The sequence below is a fragment of the Eubacterium sp. AF22-8LB genome, from assembly GCF_003458715.1.
In the GTDB taxonomy this organism is placed as follows: Bacteria; Bacillota_I; Bacilli_A; order Erysipelotrichales; family Erysipelotrichaceae; genus Holdemanella.
Window position 1 is genome coordinate 160,848 of the sequence record NZ_QRVI01000001.1, and the last position, 17,344, is coordinate 178,191.

Annotated in this window: 16 protein-coding genes; 3 read left to right on the forward strand and 13 right to left on the reverse strand. The window is 33.5% G+C overall.

From position 1 onward, the window contains the following. Window positions 1-16: 16 nt before the first annotated feature. The 4 genes from DWY01_RS00785 to DWY01_RS00800 all read right to left on the reverse strand — a co-directional run bounded on the left by DWY01_RS00785 (window position 17) and on the right by DWY01_RS00800 (window position 4,139). Window positions 17-1,111 (reverse strand): PTS fructose transporter subunit IIC, encoded by a 1,095-nt coding sequence (locus DWY01_RS00785; RefSeq protein ID WP_117992442.1) that lies wholly within the window; start codon window positions 1,109-1,111, stop codon window positions 17-19. Window positions 1,112-1,139: 28 nt separating this feature from the next. Next, a complete protein-coding gene (locus DWY01_RS00790; protein WP_117992443.1) occupies window positions 1,140-1,457 on the reverse strand; it encodes a PTS fructose transporter subunit IIB in 318 nt (105 codons plus the stop codon). A 254-nt stretch (window positions 1,458-1,711) separates the two neighbouring features. Next, window positions 1,712-2,161 carry a PTS sugar transporter subunit IIA gene (locus tag DWY01_RS00795; RefSeq protein WP_117992444.1) on the reverse strand — a complete coding sequence of 150 codons (450 nt, stop codon included), beginning with the start codon at window positions 2,159-2,161 and terminating at the stop codon, window positions 1,712-1,714. Between the two features lie 13 nt (window positions 2,162-2,174). Beyond that, window positions 2,175-4,139, reverse strand: coding sequence for a transcription antiterminator (locus DWY01_RS00800; protein ID WP_117992445.1), 1,965 nt, complete (start codon window positions 4,137-4,139; stop codon window positions 2,175-2,177). A 283-nt stretch (window positions 4,140-4,422) separates the two neighbouring features. On the opposite strand from DWY01_RS00800, the gene DWY01_RS00805 reads away from it, so the two are divergent. Continuing rightward, window positions 4,423-4,746, forward strand: coding sequence for an acylphosphatase (locus DWY01_RS00805; RefSeq protein ID WP_117992446.1), 324 nt, complete (start codon window positions 4,423-4,425; stop codon window positions 4,744-4,746). 41 nt (window positions 4,747-4,787) lie between these two features. Here the strand turns inward: DWY01_RS00805 and DWY01_RS00810 are convergent, their stop codons facing one another. After that, window positions 4,788-5,807 carry a sugar kinase gene (locus DWY01_RS00810; RefSeq protein WP_117992447.1) on the reverse strand — a complete coding sequence of 340 codons (1,020 nt, stop codon included), beginning with the start codon at window positions 5,805-5,807 and terminating at the stop codon, window positions 4,788-4,790. 133 nt (window positions 5,808-5,940) lie between these two features. On the opposite strand from DWY01_RS00810, the gene ftsH reads away from it, so the two are divergent. Beyond that, on the forward strand, window positions 5,941-7,809 hold the full coding sequence (gene ftsH, locus DWY01_RS00815) for an ATP-dependent zinc metalloprotease FtsH (protein ID WP_117992448.1): 1,869 nt from the start codon (window positions 5,941-5,943) through the stop codon (window positions 7,807-7,809). 15 nt (window positions 7,810-7,824) lie between these two features. Here ftsH and DWY01_RS00820 read toward each other — a convergent pair whose 3' ends face one another. The 4 genes from DWY01_RS00820 to DWY01_RS00835 form a co-directional block, all read right to left on the reverse strand. Further along, window positions 7,825-11,028 carry a PAS domain-containing hybrid sensor histidine kinase/response regulator gene (locus DWY01_RS00820; RefSeq protein WP_117992449.1) on the reverse strand — a complete coding sequence of 1,068 codons (3,204 nt, stop codon included), beginning with the start codon at window positions 11,026-11,028 and terminating at the stop codon, window positions 7,825-7,827. A gap of 110 nt (window positions 11,029-11,138) precedes the next feature. Beyond that, the gene (locus DWY01_RS00825; RefSeq protein ID WP_199519810.1) at window positions 11,139-12,170 is read right to left on the reverse strand and encodes a 3-deoxy-7-phosphoheptulonate synthase; all 1,032 of its coding nucleotides are present in this window, start codon (window positions 12,168-12,170) and stop codon (window positions 11,139-11,141) included. A 60-nt stretch (window positions 12,171-12,230) separates the two neighbouring features. Then, window positions 12,231-12,740, reverse strand: coding sequence for a GNAT family N-acetyltransferase (locus DWY01_RS00830; RefSeq protein ID WP_117992450.1), 510 nt, complete (start codon window positions 12,738-12,740; stop codon window positions 12,231-12,233). Continuing rightward, complete coding sequence (locus DWY01_RS00835; protein WP_117992451.1) at window positions 12,727-13,227, reverse strand: nitroreductase family protein; 501 nt, start codon at window positions 13,225-13,227, stop codon at window positions 12,727-12,729. Before DWY01_RS00835 ends, DWY01_RS00830 begins: the two co-directional genes overlap by 14 nt. A 107-nt stretch (window positions 13,228-13,334) precedes the next feature. On the opposite strand from DWY01_RS00835, the gene DWY01_RS00840 reads away from it, so the two are divergent. Next, the gene (locus DWY01_RS00840; RefSeq protein WP_117992452.1) at window positions 13,335-14,831 is read left to right on the forward strand and encodes a carboxypeptidase M32; all 1,497 of its coding nucleotides are present in this window, start codon (window positions 13,335-13,337) and stop codon (window positions 14,829-14,831) included. A gap of 38 nt (window positions 14,832-14,869) precedes the next feature. Here the strand turns inward: DWY01_RS00840 and DWY01_RS00845 are convergent, their stop codons facing one another. From DWY01_RS00845 to DWY01_RS00860, 4 genes are all read right to left on the reverse strand, one after another. Further along, on the reverse strand, window positions 14,870-15,109 hold the full coding sequence (locus DWY01_RS00845) for a hypothetical protein (RefSeq protein WP_371412807.1): 240 nt from the start codon (window positions 15,107-15,109) through the stop codon (window positions 14,870-14,872). Between the two features lie 283 nt (window positions 15,110-15,392). Beyond that, entirely contained in the window at window positions 15,393-16,292 is a 900-nt protein-coding gene (locus DWY01_RS00850) for a ketopantoate reductase family protein (RefSeq protein WP_117992453.1), read from the reverse strand. Beyond that, window positions 16,282-16,866 carry a VanZ family protein gene (locus tag DWY01_RS00855; RefSeq protein WP_117992454.1) on the reverse strand — a complete coding sequence of 195 codons (585 nt, stop codon included), beginning with the start codon at window positions 16,864-16,866 and terminating at the stop codon, window positions 16,282-16,284. The genes DWY01_RS00850 and DWY01_RS00855 overlap by 11 nt, the downstream gene beginning before the upstream one ends. A 54-nt stretch (window positions 16,867-16,920) precedes the next feature. Further along, entirely contained in the window at window positions 16,921-17,331 is a 411-nt protein-coding gene (locus tag DWY01_RS00860; RefSeq protein ID WP_117992455.1) for a gamma-glutamylcyclotransferase family protein, read from the reverse strand. Between the last annotated feature and the right edge of the window lie 13 nt (window positions 17,332-17,344).

The window sequence follows — 17,344 nt, forward strand, 5'->3', positions numbered from 1 at the left end:
TTAAACTTTAATTTTTTTATTCGAATGAGATTCCTGATAAATCTACTTCAGCTTCTTCTTCTTCAACAGATCCGCCAACGTATTCTTCATCAGTTAATTTTTTCTTCAATACATTTAATAAGATTGCTGTTACACAGCTTCCTGCTAATAATGCAACTACTGCAATAAATGGATTTGACATTGCTGGAATTACGAATACTCCACCTGATGGAACTTTAGATCCAACACCGAATGTAAAGCTGATTGCTCCACAAACACCACATCCAATTGAAGTTGAAGCAACTGTACGAAGTAAGTCGTTCATTGCGATAGGGATAACACCTTCAGAAATCATACATAATCCCATTGGGAATGCAACTTTGATTGCATCTTCTTCTTGAGCTGTAAAGATTCTCTTCTTCAATGCTTTTGATAACAACCATCCAAAAGTTACACCAATTGGAGGTACCATAGCAGCTAATACTTTGATTGCTTCTGGTTCTGTAATTCCATCCAATAATAAACCATCACAAATTAAGTTAGGAACTTTACTGATTGCTCCACCGAAGTCAATACATCCGATGAATCCAATAATGAATCCGTATAATGTTTTTTGAGATTGGTCTAATCCAGTTACGAAGTTATTCAATCCGTTAGTCATAGCAGTGATTGGTCCACCTAATACGAAGTACATTAATAATCCACCAATCATAGCTGTTAATGTTGGGATAATCATCATTGGCATTAAAGCTTCAGCCCATTTAGGAACTTTTACATATTTACGAATAGCTAATGCAATATAACCAGCAACGAAACCACCAATCATTCCTCCAAGGAATCCTGCTCCTAAGAATGATGCGATTTGACCCATTAAGAAACCTGGGGCAATACCTGGACGGTCAGCGATAGAATAAGAAATGTATCCACCAATGAATGATGGTAATAATCCCATACCTAGAACACCAAGTGAAGTGAATGCGCTAGGAACAGTCATCTTACTAAGATCTGTTACAACCTCTCCTCCCATTAAGTTACCAACGGCAATTAACAAACCAGATGCAACAACTAGTGGCAACATGTAAGAAATCGCTGTTAGCAAGTGCTTTTTAATTTCTGCTAATGCTTTTTTCATTTTTTACTCTCCTTTTTTATTATTAAGCTTATTTAGTTTTGTTTAATTCTGCTTCTACTTTTTCAAGCAATTGTTTAGGCGCTTTAGTTACTAAGCTAGTTCCAACTTTAACAACCTTTTTGTCTTTGAAACGTTCTGTACCAGTGATCTGAATATCAACTGCAAGAATAACAACATCCGCTTCTTGGATTTGTTCTGGAGTTAATTCATCTTCAGTTCCAATAGTACCTTGTGTTTCCACGTGGATCTCGTGTCCTAATGCTTCAGCGGCACGGATCAATTTTTCTTTAGCAATATAAGTGTGCGCAATACCTGATGTACAAGCAGCAACGGCAACAATTTTCATATTACTATCTCCTTTCTTTAGGACTTATGTCCTCTCTTTAACTGTCTAAATGATACAACGGAAAGCGCTTTCTTACACATTAATAGAGGGCATTTTATTGTGGTAATTTATTCCGGAAAATAAAATGGAAAGACTTTTTAATGTGGTACTTTTTCAAATGTCCGTATTAAATTTCCGGATTTAATTGTGGTAACTTTTATTTGTTAATCACAGAAAAAAAGCAGACCCACAAGATCTGCTTCATCATATACCAATTAGTTAAATACTTCTTTTAGTTCTTCTACTGTTTTTGCGTTTAATAATTTTTCGATGTTTTCATCATTTCCTAATTTACCAGCAATCTGTGCCAATAACTTCATATGATTTCTTGCATATTCATGATCATTGCTTACGGCAAATAAGAAAATAAGTTTTACGCCTTGGCCATCTAATGTTTCCCACTCGATTTCATTGTTTAATTTACCAATCGCAATTCCTACCTGTGTTACAGAATCACTTTTTCCATGTGGAATCGCAACAAAGTTTCCAATACCAGTAACACCTTCTGATTCACGAAGATAGATATCTTTTACAAATTCATCAACATCTCCAATATAATTGGCATCTTTTAATTTGGCAGCCAAATGACGAATTGCTTCATCCTTATTTTTTGCCTCCATGTTTAAATCGATAATTCTTTCATCTAATACGTCTTTTAATTCCATTTCCTTCTACCTCCTATTGAATTAAAAATTTATATAAATCTATGTTTGATTTCATTGATTTAATTTTTTTCAAATTTTCTTCTCTTTCTATAATTGAAATGTATTCCTTATAGAAACACTGGATTCTTTTGATATCTTCTGGAGTTGTCATTTTAAATCCTAACAAGAATACAAGATCAACTTCATCATCATTCCAGCGTATTGGTTTATCTAATACGGCAATTGATAATTTAGGTTCAATCACTTCGCTTTGTGCACCATGCGTTACACTAATATTGTTTCCAATCGAAGTTGTTGTGGCTTTTTCTCTTTCCATTAATGTTTCAAAGAAATTTGTTGAAACATATCCACGTTTTGCCATTGCCGATGACATAAAACTTAATAGTGATTCTTTATCTTCATATTTTTGATGTACAAAAATCAAATCTGGATCCAATAATGGATAACACTCTGGAGAAAATGATGTTACTTTTTCATCTCTGCTTTTTAGTACCACATCAATTTGTTCTCTTAGACTTACGATTCCACTATCACTAAGTAAGTTTGGAATCACAATAATCCGAGAATCCTTTACATCTAATTCCTTTTGCGTGATAATCACATCGCTTGTTTTATCCCCATATAATTTAAAGTCATGCGCGCTCATAACACGAATCTCTTTGATTTCTGAAATTGATTTTTTTAATCGTTCTGTCAATAGTTGTGCATGTCCTCTTGAAAAATCAGCAATTAATAATACATTGAAATGACGTTTGATTCTTTCAAGTGCTGATTGTATATAGAGAACAATGTAACCTACTTCATCCTCTGTTAATTGAAGGCCATAATATTCTTCAAACATAATACTTATGGACATCGTAGCTCTAAATACCGTTTTATATTCAGACTTGATGAAATGTACTAATGAATTTGTTTGAGATAAACCCATACGAATTCTAAATATCGTTGGTCTTAAATGTATAATCAAACTTTCCTTTAGTTTTTCATCCTGCGATAAATCAACATCCAAAATATTACCAACAACATGAAGCGACATATCTACAAATTCAATTAATTTATTGTCATATTTCTGTACCTGTTCAAGTGTTTCATCTACAGCTGAAATACCAATGAATTTTGAACACATCATTTGAATGGCTAAAAATAACACTTCTTCATTTGAAAAGAATACATGTAGTTTTTCCTGTAACTTCTTAAATATTGCCACTGTGAATGGATATTCATTGTATTTTTGTAAGATTTGGATTTCTCCTCGATCTTCAACCTTTGGCGATTCAATCTCTCTACGCTGATATGCAATACAACAATAAATAAAGATTTCATAAAATGACTCATCGGTAAATCGATAATTCCATTCATTTTCAGTTTCAATAATTGATTTTTGAATCAACTTCGTATCCATGTTATAGAAAAAATAATCCATGTTAGATTTGATTTTTTCGTTATCAAAATCACTCATGATAAAATCCTTCATTGCGACACGATATTCATTCTCATTACAATCTAAGCGATAACCTCTATTCTTTTCATTAGCAATTTTCACTTTATATGGAGCTAACCATTTTTCACATTCGCGAATAATCTTCAACACGGTAGGTGCACTCAAATACAATTCTTCCGTTAGCCTTTGTGTAGTAATTGTTTCCCATGGTCTTAACTTAAAGAATATTTTTAAAAGCTCCATTACACGATCGTTATCATCATCTTTGACAACTACCGTATTTCGATTCATTAAAACCGACTGTAATTTTTGTTTCTGCTCTTCCGTACATTCTAACCACATTCCAACACGAGGCTTTTTCTGAATGATACCCATATCGTTCTCTTGAAGATATTCATTAATATCAAAAATTTTATTTCGGATAGATTTTTCAGACATACCAACCGCATCTGCAATTTGCTGCGTTGATACAACATCTCCATCAATAAGACAATTTAGTATTTCTGTATTATAGTATTGTTTTTTTGCTTCTTTCATACTCACCTCATCACCTTACACTAAAAAAATAACATAAATTGTATACGCTTACGTAAAAACTCACGCCTTTTTAATGTGGTAATTTTCTTGATAATCAAAAATTTTTTACCACATTTAATGTGTTACTTTTTAATATCTGTGTAAAGCTTACTTCCTTAGATAGACTCGCTATCCTTATAAGTATACCACAAAGGAAATTTCTGGTTATCTTATAAATAACTATAACTATATTAGAATTTTTTACGATAAGACCTTATAATGTATATAGAATAGGATACTAATTATGTTTAAATTTTTTAAAAAGAAAGAGAAAATAAAAAGAGAATTGCCACCAGGGACAATTCGTAAAGAATTTCATTTTGAAGGAAATGTTCAAAACATTGGTTTTCGTTTTGAAGTACAAAGCCATTCTAAACCATTAGGTATTACCGGTTATGCCAAAAATAATGATGATGGTAGTGTAACCGCGCAATTGCAGGGAAACTTAGAAAGTATTAATAAAGTCATTTTATCTCTTCAAAACATTGAGCGTATTCAGATTGATTCGATTACTGAAAAAGAGATTCCACTTGATTATTATGAGAATGATTTTTACATTCAATACTAGAAAGAAAGATACCAGTTCACTATGAATTGGTATCTTTTACTCTATCTAGATAAGTTTGTATTCTTAGAATTCATGATTTTAAATACATCTTCTTGTGTTACCACATTAAAATCATGTTGAATCATAAGCTTTAATACACTAGCACTGATTGCGAAATCGACTGTTTTCTGTGGATCAAATCCATTGATTAGTCCATGCACAAATGCAGCACCATAGGCATCTCCTGCCCCCACAGCTTCTAAACTATGTACTCTATGAATTGGACTTTGGTAGAACTTTCCATCTACATAATAGATGCCCATCCAATCTCCTTCTTCTACAGTATACATATTTCTTAATACACTAGTCACACTCTTCACATTTGGGAATTGACGAGTAATTTCTAACATACCTTCTTTATAAGTATCAATCTGATCAATACCTGTAGATAAGTTACCATCAAAGGCATGAATTCCTAGTGTTGCTTCAAAATCTTCATCATTGGCAATACATACATCTACATTCTGCATTAAATCACGCATGACAACTTGTGCTTGTTCTTTAGACCACATTTTTCCACGATAGTTCAAATCACAAATAACTTGAATATCATTTTCCTTACAATACTTCAAAGCACTTCTTACTGTATCCTCAACATATTTAGATACAGCTGGAGTAACGCCTGAAAAATAGAAAACATCTCCTGGCTCTAAGATATTTTCCCAATGATATTCACTTGGCTGAGATAATGAAAAAGCACTAAATGCACGGTCATATACAACGTTTGTACTACGAATATCACTTCCTTTTTCAAAGAAATAAATTCCTAAACGATCGCCTCCACGAAGCATATACTCCGTATTTACACCATAATGACGAACTTCACTTAATGCAGACATTCCCACTGGATTGTTTGGTACTTTAGATACAAAAGCACATTTATCTTCATACATTGCTAAGTTCACTGCAACATTGGCCTCTGCACCACCATAACTCGCCTCAAAACCATCACTTTGCATAATACGCAAGTTTTCTGGTGTTTTTAAACGAAGCATGATTTCTCCAAAAGTTACTACCTTCATAATATAGCTCCATAAACATTTCTATTATATCATTTTCTTTTAAATTATGTGGAATTATGGAACACGTAGCACTCCACTTGCGAAAGTGCTAATAAGGTGTATAATGTAATCAATTTATTAAGGAGGAACATTCATGAATAAACAAAAGAAGCCTTTATACAGATATTACACAATTATATTAATTGTTATTATGGCTTTAAACTTTATCGTATTCCCTATGTTTCAACAATCAAGGCTTGAAACCACAAACTACTCAGATTTCTTAAATAAAATTGAAGAAAAGAAGATTGATACCGTTCAAATTGAAGATCACAATATTTATTACACTTTAAAGAAAGACTCAACAGACAAAACTTATAAAACAGGTGTTATGAATGATTCAGATTTAGTCAATCGATTAGATAAATCCGGAGCTAAATTTGGACAAGTTTATCAAGAACAAATGAATCCCATTCTATCGAGTCTAATTTCCTTTTTCTTACCATTAATCATTTTTTGGGCATTTGGATCATGGATGTTTAAGCGTATGCAAAAGAAAATGGGTGGAGATGATCAAATGTCATTTTCACAAGGTTCTGGTTTTGGCTTAGGCAATCTAGGAAAGAGCAATGCCAAAGTCTATGTTGGTGAACAAACAGGAAAAACATTCAAGGATGTTGCTGGACAAGAAGAAGCGAAGGAAAACCTACAAGAAATTGTGGACTTCTTAAACAATCCAGCTAAATATAAAGAGATTGGTGCCAAAATGCCTAAAGGAGCCTTATTAGTAGGTCCTCCTGGAACAGGTAAAACATTGCTTGCTAAAGCTGTTGCCGGTGAAGCTGGTGTTCCATTCTTCTCTATTTCAGGTAGTGAATTCGTAGAAATGTTTGTCGGTAGAGGAGCTGCTAAAGTGCGTGACCTATTCAAACAAGCTCGTGAAAAAGCACCATGCATCGTATTTATTGATGAAATTGACACCATTGGTAAAAAGCGTGATGGTGCAGGCATGAATGGTAATGATGAGCGTGAACAAACATTGAACCAGTTACTTGCTGAAATGGATGGATTTGATGGTTCCAAAGGCGTTGTATTGCTTGCCGCAACAAACCGTCCTGATTCACTAGATCCTGCTTTAACGCGTCCTGGTCGTTTTGATAGAAGAATTCCTGTTGAACTCCCTGATCTTGCCGGTCGTGAAGCCATTCTTAAATTACATGCTAAAGACATCAAGTGCTCAAACAACATTGACTTTAACGTTATCGCTAGAGCTAGTGCAGGTGCCAGTGGTGCCGAACTTGCCAACATCATTAATGAAGGTGCTTTATTAGCCGTTCGTGACCATCGTAAAACAGTGGTTCAAAAAGACTTAGAAGAAGCCATTGAAATCGTTATTGCGGGTGAACAAAAGAAAGGGGCTGTGATTTCAAATCGAGAAAGAATGATTGTTTCTTATCATGAAATAGGACATGCTCTAGTCGCTGCCAAATGTAAAAATACGGCTCCCGTTCATAAGATTACAATTATCCCTCGTACAAAAGGGGCTTTGGGATACACTATGCAAGTAGAAGAAAATGAACAAAACCTATTATCAAAAGAAGAAGCTTTCCAAAAAATTATGGTGTATACAGGTGGTCGTTGTGCTGAAGAATTAATTTTTAATTCGATCACAAGTGGAGCGAGCAACGATATTGAACAAGCCACTAAACTAGCCAGAGCCATGATTACACGATTAGGAATGTCTGATGAATTTGGTATGACAGCTTTAGAAACAGTAAACAACCAATATTTGGGTGGCGATACATCCTTAGCTTGTTCAAATGAAACAGCTACTAAGATTGATGAGGCAACCATCGCATTAATTAAAAAAGCACATGACGAGGCTTATCAAATTCTAGAAGACAACAAGATGAAGTTACATGAACTCGCCAAATTCTTATATGAAAGAGAAACTATTACAGGCGAAGAATTTATGTATATCTTAAATAAGCCAGCTGAAATATCAACAAAAGAAGAATACTAAGACAAAGGATGAAGATTATCTGAAATCTTCATCCTTTTTACATTGTTTTAAAGCTTCAATCAGCTTTGTTTCATCCAAAGGCTTAGCCAAATGCATATTCATACCTGCTAATTTACTATTCATTATGTCTTCTACAAATGCATTCGCACTCATCGCAATGATTGGAATTGTCTTTGCATCCAATCGTTTTAAAGCACGAATCTTTCTTGTCGCATCTAAACCATTTATTTTTGGCATCATGATATCCATAAGAATAAAATCAAATTCATTTACTTCACTCTTTTCAAATAAATCTATTACTTCTTGACCATCTTTTGCACATACAACCTGAATACTATTACGTTCTAACATATATTCAACGATTTCCATATTCAAGTCGTTATCTTCTGCCACTAGCACGCATAAACCTTCTAACGATATTTGTTGATTCCTATTATTTTTGTTTTCAATTGATTTTCCTAACTTAAAAGGAATCTGAATATAGACAGTTGTACCTACTCCCTTTTCACTTTCCAATTGAATATTTCCATGCATATACTCCACAAGCTTTTTGGCAATAGACAAACCAAGACCTGTACCTTGATATGTGGATTTACTAGAACTATCTTCTTGCGCAAATAAATCAAAGGCATGTTGAATAAAATCTTGACTCATTCCGATACCATTATCTTTACATCTAAATTCTAAAAGCGATGTCGAATCATCTAAACATTTCTCATTCATCCATACATGAATTTCTCCATTTTCTGGTGTAAATTTAACGGCATTTTGTACAACTATCGATAATATTCGTGAAAGATATATTGGAAATCCCCTAAAACTTGAATGACTCAATTGACCTTCATACCAATCCAAAACATATTGAATATTCTTTTCTTGTGCCAATTGTTGTGCATCAATATTCATGTTTCCTAATAATTTAGTAATATCAAAATCAACTTCTTCCTCTGTAAAATTATCACTTTCTAAATCATTCATATCCAAAACATCATTGACTAAAGAAATCAAATAATTTAACGACTGATGAATCTTATTTCGAGTAATTTTTTGTAATTCTAAATCCTTTGGATTTTGATCTGCAATATGAAGCATACCCGCAATACCATTTAATGGCGTACGCATATCATGAGACATACTCTGTAAGAATCGCGTTTTTATTTTTGCCTCACGCTTTGCCTGTTCTGCTTCAAAGAATAAATTTAATTCTTTACGCTTTGTTTCACTAATTATACGAATTGTCGCAATGGCTTGAATCGCTTTTCCGTTCGCATTTCTTTTGGAAACAATAATACGCAATTTATGCCAGTTGCCGTCCGCCATTCGATATTCAGCCAAAACATCTTCTTCTTTTTCAAGTTGTGAAGTTAATGTTTCTATATTCGCAAATTGATGGATGATATTTCGATATTCTCGTGCAACATCCTGTTCACATACATCAAACATTTTTTCAGATGCACACCCCGTTTTAGGAATAATGTCATTTCCTGAAATTTTTTCATATGTATCTGTTTCAAAATCAACTTTATAAATTGAACTATAACTTTTCGCAATTGTAGAAATCGTTTCATTACTCCTTTTTATTTCCTCTAAGGCATTCTGCAACCTTTTCTGCGTTGCTTTTTCTTTTTTGATAATATCATCAATATAACGGAACCCAAGTAATGCGTGACACGACTTTTCATCTTCACTTACCTTAACAACTTTCGTTTCAAAATATTGATGATTTTGCGCATTTGGATAACAACGATAATTCTGCGTTAGACTCACTTGTGTTTTTAACAAGGATTTTAAATTATCACGAGAAAACCACCATAAAAACTCAGGCTGCTCATCTTTAGGAATATAACGCATCGCATATTGATAAGCATATTCATAAAAATCTTTATACTCTAAACAACTTTTTATTAATTCACTCGCATTGGTTTCATCCTGAATATGAACAGATTCAAATTTACCACTGTTAACTTCCAAATAATAGATAGCCGTAAAGTCAGAGCTTAGACTTTCTAGAATTTGTTTTTCTTCTTCCAATCGATCATTTCTTTCTTTTTCATGCTCAACAATGTCATTCACCAATTTAAAGCCCAATACAAAATCATCTGTCTCTTCCGATATCTGCGCAAAACAAGCCTGGAAATAATCTATTTTTCCATTAAATTTTCTTTGAAAAACAACCGGATATACTTTTTCTGTCTTGATTCGTTCCCGAACGACACGATAATTCACATTTCTTAAAAAATCCTCTCGATCTTCTTCACAAACATATTCTGAAGCATATTTCTCCATGCTCTTTTGATAATTATTTTCTTTGGCAAACTCCTCGATTGCTTCTTGAGCAATATGATCACCTTTTTTTGTTTGTTGATACAACTCAATCGTTAAATCATGATTGATCACCCATACCGTGACATATTCATAACTCAAACCAGAAATAAAACGCTGTTGAAGAAGGTTTTTTTCCTTATGCTTTTGAATATCAATAAGGAATCCACAAACACTTACTATCTTTCCTTTTTCATTTAAAACAGGCTTTCCAATTGCACGATACCAACGATACTGTTGTTCTTTGTTTTGAAGTCGAAATTCCGCTTCATAGGTTGCCTCAGGATCTTTAAGTATATGTATCTCTTTCAATTCTGCTCTTACACTATCCACATCTTGCGGATGCATATGCTCCCACAATCTCACAAATGGAATTCGCGCCTCATTTGTTAGTCCATAAAGCATTTCAGACAGACTTTCACTACTTATAAACTCTACTGGTTTTTCATTATTATCAAACCGAATACGATAACGAGCCTCACCTAATTCTCCATATAGTGCATCTTCACTGTCTTCATTTGTATAAACCCATATAGAAGTATTCTCATCATTATCTGAATACCGATCAATTTTCAGACGAATCAAGGTACCATCCTTTTTACGATACGTAACATTCACTTGATTTCCAGAAGACAAAATATTATATACATAATCATAGTCCAAGACTCGATCAATCACTTCTTGATAATCACAAGCTACATAATAATCTCGATATAATCGCATCGCCTCTGAATAGGAACCTTTTGTGTCTTTGGCAAAAGCACGAAATGCTTCTGGAGCTAAAATATCACGAAAAATATCTGTACTTCGATCTAAAATATAAACCGCTGCATATTTAGGTGCTATTAATCGCAAAAAATTTTCGGCATCTCTTTTTTCTTGAAGAAGTTGATTCATTGAAATACCTCCCTCATATTGATACTTTAATTATAAATGACTATTTAATTTTTGCCTATTTTAAAATAAAAAATCTAACCAAAAAAGAAAAGAAGCAAAATTTGCTTCTCTTAATCACATAGATTATATAAATCTAAAATCAACTGTTCTGTTTTTTCCCAGCCAAGACAAGGATCTGTGATTGACTTTCCATACACATCTCCATCTGTTGGCTGATTTCCGTCTTCTAAATAACTCTCAATCATCAAGCCCTTCACTAGCTTTTTGATATCTTCCGATTTACTTCTAGAATGCATAACATCCTTGGCAATACGAATCTGCTCTAAATATTGTTTATTTGAATTCGAGTGATTACAATCTACAATGCAAGCCGGATTTTTTAAATCAGATTTTTCATATAAGTGAATCAACTCCATCAAATCTTCATAGTGATAATTCGCATGCGCATGATTGAACTTATCCACATATCCTCTTAAAATCGCATGAGCCAATGGATTTCCATCTGTCTGTACTTCCCAGCCACGGTATACAAATCTTTGATCGGCTTGCGCTGCCACAATAGAATTCATCATAACTGTAAGATCTCCACCTGTTGGATTCTTCATTCCAGCAGGAATTCCTACACCACTAGCCACAATACGATGCTGTTGATTCTCCACACTTCGTGCACCTATCGCAACATATCCTAATAAATCTGATAAATACGCATGATTTTCTGGATACAACATCTCTTCTGCACAAGTAAAACCAGTTTGTGTTACAACATCTGTATGCAGCTTACGAATCGCAATGATTCCCTTCAACATATCCTCTTTGGAATGTGGATCTGGCTGATGCAACATTCCCTTATATCCAACACCTTTTGTACGAGGTTTATTGGTGTAAACACGTGGAATCATAAAAATCTTATCTTTAACTTTTTCTTGTAATACAGCCAAACGATTCATATAGTCTAAAACCGCATCTTCGCGATCTGCACTACAAGGACCAATAATTAAAATTAAACGATCATCTTTTCCAGTAAAAATATCTTCAATTTCTTGATCTCTTTGTTTCTTAATTTTCTGCACCTTATAAGGCAAAGGAAATTCCTTTTTCAAATCTTCTGGAGTTGGTAACTCCTGTATCTTCTTCATATCCATATTCAACATCCCTCTTTAATCACCCTTTGACAATATCATATTCTTGCATGTTTTTCAAAATTAGATACGATTTAATCGATATTCCAAGATGTAATCATCCATGATGAAGTCATTTCCTATATCTGTCTGTACAGAATCGATCCATTGAAAGCCAAACTTCTCATATACAGCTAGACTATGTTTATTATATTTGTTGCAAGTCAAATAAATAGATGGGTAACAATACTTTTCTGCCTGTTTCTTTACATACTCAAACATTTTAGATGCATAGTGCTTTCCTCTAGCTGAATCCTTTAAATACAGCTTTGACAAGAATAAACGATCCGGCTGATTCTGCAAACCAATATATCCAACTAACTCATCACCTTCATACACCTTATGATAATGATACTGCTGATGTTTTACTTGGTCTTGCATGGCATCAAAACTCTGAAACTTATCTACCATATAATCAATTTGTGCTTCTGAAATGATTCCAGGAAAAAATTCATGCCAAATCTTTTCGGCAAGAATAGCTACTTCTTTTAAATCTTTTTCATTCTTACACTCTACAATATTAATACTTTTCATAATGCACCTTCGAACTATCAAATTTATCTTTTACAGCCTCTTCTTGATCAATATATCCAAATGAAATCATCCACATTGGAACAATTCCCTTAGGCAGTTTAAAATATTGGTTTAAAGCCAAATAACGCTCTTCGTTCGGATACACACCCAGCCAGCATGAACCAATACCCAAGCTTTTTGCTTCAACCAACATATTCTCTGTAGCTGCTGCCAAATCTTGTTGACAATAATCCAAACTATCATTCTTATTTTTATCCGCACAAACAACCATTCCCATAGCTGCATCTTTTAGAAAGGATGCATAGGGTGTCATTTGACTTAAATCCTTTAATGTATCTTTATTCTCAACAACAATAAACTGCCAAGGCTGACTATTTCTAGCACTAGGAGCACTAAATGCCGCCTTTAAAATTAAATCAATCTCTTCTTTCTTTAATGATTCTTGTTTATATTTTCTTATACTTGTACGATTAAAAATTGCGTCCATACTCTTTACTCCTTTTTATGTATTATATCATCATTTTGAAAATTCGCTTTCATTATATAATGACTATTTTTTTCTTTGTGTTACAATACAAGCAGGAGGATTTAACCATGTTAAAATTTGAACCATTCTATCAAGAATACGAAAGAACATTAGATGCCTTCTCATTGGCATTCTCAACAATCTATTTTGAACAAATGACAATTGCGCCAAAGAAAGGAATTCCTTATTCAAATGAAATGTTGTCTAGACTATCTAAACAAGCATTCATCATTGAAAATAATCCAGAAACAATCAAAAAGATCAAGGAATACGCAAAAACATTGCCAGAAGGAAGTTTGGAAAAGAAAGAAGTCGACTATCGTCTTGAATCCTTAGCTCAATCTGAAAATATTCCTAGTGATGTATACGCAAATTATGTAAAAGTTAAAGCCGATAGCGAATTAGCTTGGCACGAAGCTAAAGAAGCGGATAACTATGAACATTTCAAACCTCATTTACAAGCAATCATGAAAGAGACTTTACACCTTTTAGAATATGACCCTAAGTTTAATGGAAACAATGCATATGATGTATTGTTAGACCGTTACGAAAAAGGAATGACACAAGAAAAATATGACGCATTCTTTAATAATGTAAAAGAAAAATTGGTTCCATTAATTCATGAAATTCAAAACAAGCCACAAATCAATGATGACTTACTTCATGAAACTTATGCAGTGGATCGCCAAGAAAAATTTATGGATGTTATTTGTGACTTCATGAAAGTAGATTTTGGTAAAGTATACCTTTCAACGACAGAACACCCATTCACAGATTTCTTCTCAAGCAACGATACTCGTATCACAACACACTACTATCCAGATCAATTCTTAAGTGCTATCCTTTCAACTGTACACGAATATGGACACGCTCTTTATGGACTACAAATGGATCCTGCCTTTGAAGGAACCATGCTAACGCAAGCTGTAGGTTCGGCTGCACACGAATCGCAATCTCGTTTTTTAGAAAACCACGTTGGTAGAAGTCACGCATTCTGGCAAGCCAATTATGATCAATTAGTAAATTTATTCCCAGAATTCAAAGATGTGTCTGTTGACGAGTTAGTAAACATGATCAACAAGACAGAATGTGCTTTGATTCGTACAGAAGCGGATGAATTAACATACCCATTACACATTATGATTCGTTATGAAATCGAAAAAGAAATTGCGAAAGGCAACATAGACTATGATAAGCTACCAGAACTATGGGCCGATAAATACGAAGAATATTTAGGTGTTCGTCCTGCAAACTATAAAGAAGGTGTCTTACAAGATATGCACTGGTCTACAGGCTATTTAGGATACTTCCCAACATACGCATTGGGTAGTGCTTATGCCGCACAATTGTATGCAACAATGGAAAAACAATTTGATGTAGAAGAAGCCCTATTAACAAATCACTTTGAAAAAATCACAAACTGGTTAAAAGACAATGTACACCATTATGCCGCAAGTAAATCTATGGCTGAAATAGTAGAAGAAGTAAGTGGTGAACCATTCAATCCAGACTATTACACAGATTATTTAATCAAAAAATACAAGAAATTATACAATCTAGACTAAGAAGAAGTGAGTAACATCACTTCTTTTTCATTCATTTATTATTCCTTTGAAAAATCCGACAAATCAATAGCCGAAGAAACATCTCCACGTTTAAAATTACTTACTGCACGGTCCATATCTGCCAAAGTTCTAGATGAAATGCTCTTTGGCACTGACAATTCACGAGGTTCGAGAATAATACAACCATTTCCATATTCTTTAACATTGTAATATTGATAAGTCACTCCTCTAAGAGTAATTCTTTTTTTGTTATCCAAATGCGCAACATAATCCTTCATTATCAACACCTCCAATTCAAACATCAACATAAGCATTCCCATCTTTTATTATTAAAATATGCAATATTCTATTCTCTGTCAATCTTCTTTTACTTGTTCATTATCATTAAGAAGGATTGTATGCAACAATAAGAAAACAAATTCATTTATTGATTAGTATGGGTAGAATGGTTAAAAAAAACTGATCAAATAGAATGAAAAAAGAAGGTCAAATCAGTCAACATGGTAAAGGTAAATATACATTCTATATACTAAAAGAAAAGAAGTGATTATTCACTTCTCTTTATTGATACTCAAATAAACCGTCATTTTTTTCTTCCATAGCCTTGATGATATGATATACAAATTCATTATAAGGCGTTGGAATATTTAATTCTTTTCCCATCTTTATTATCACCCCTGAAAACATATCAATTTCCGTATGTCTTTTGGCATCCAAATCCTGTAGCGTAGAATACCTGGCTGTTTTAGGCACTGCACTACCACGTGTAGCACTTGGATCAGCCTTCGACATATCAATACCTTTAGCTTTTGCGATAGCCTCTAATTCATCCTTTAATCCAGACTGTATAGCTTTCACATGATCACTATCCGAGTAACATCCAACACCAGCTCCAAGAATGGCTTGAGGTAAGTTTTTCGTTACATTTAAACGAAACTTACTCCATATTTCTTCCTGAATATATGAAGTTGTTCGATAGCGTAAATTGCTTCGACTAAACAATTCATCGATTTCCTTATTTTCTTCCAACACAATTCCAATCGTTGTTTCTGGATCAAATACATATCCTAAGTCTTCTTTATGACTTGCAACTTTAATCAACGAATACACCATATGTTGCATACCAACCTGATTCCCAATAATTTGTTCACTATCCACACCATTCATTAAAGACATCACTAAAGTATGTTCATCCACGATTTGTTGAATATCTTCTAAAGCATCTGGTAAAGCATTATATTTTAAACATACAATGAGTAGATCTACACCATGTGCTTCTTTGGGCGTTAATACTTCTGGATGATAAGTGACATTGTTAATTAAACACCCATTCCTTTTTAATCTCTCATTTCGTTCATCTCTTGCGATGACACTTAATTGTATATCGCACTTTGATAAACCATAAATACAATAGGAGCCAACAGCTCCCGCACCGAATATCGCTACCGTTTTAATTGTCATGTACTTCACTCTTTTCTTTTAAATGGACACGGTACTTTTCTTTTACATAAATTCCCAACAAGATTCCAACTACATATAATGAAATGTCCCCTAAATCAAATACGCCTCTATGAAAGATCAGCTGCATAAATTCACATAGAAAACTAATGAATACAGAAACAATGAAATTTTCTTTGTTTGAGCGAATAAATAGTCCATTCACCCATGGCATGAGCATAAAATAGCCTATATTAAATGCGAATACGATCCATTCTGCCCAAGATCCATAATAGATTTCTCTAAGACAGGCAAAAGGATTTAATTGAATAATACTAATGCCCTGATCGTATCGAATCAATAGAGCGATTATCAAAAATAAGTAATACGCAAAGAAAAACATCGCTCGATGTTTTACATTCCAGTTTTTTGTAAAAAACATTAAAGCATCATATATAACCACTAGTTCAATACACAATACGACAAATTGAATTGGATACCAGTTCATACCAAAGATGTCCATTAAAACAGATGTGATGTAATAATGAATAAACAAGGATAAAACCAAGCTTAAAATTAAGTATCTCCAGTTTTTCATTTTAAAAGTCCCCTTATTTTCTTTTTATTATTGCACATCAAGCTTTAAAATTCATTAAAAATCTAAAATTGAATCATCCCAGCCCATATCTCGATATCCTTGTTTACAACGTTCCATATAAGAGTCACTCGGTTTACATATTGGAAAATGATCATACATTTGGTAGATAAAACCAGTGATTGTTTTATTATTTTCTAATGATACCTTTTCTTCAAAACAATTATACAAATATGGATAGTCTTCATATTCATCTAGACTCTTCTTATCACTTTCACTCACATCCCATACAGCTACTCGTACAAAGTCACCTTTTTTCTTATCTACCGTTAGATAAGCTCTTCCAGGATTTCCACGATATGTAAGTGTATAATCCTCAAGTCTTGCCAAAGATACAAACTTCGCATCATTACAACGATTTCTCATTTCTTCTTTGTTTAAATTACTTCCGTATGCGATATAATACATATTTCCCCCTAAA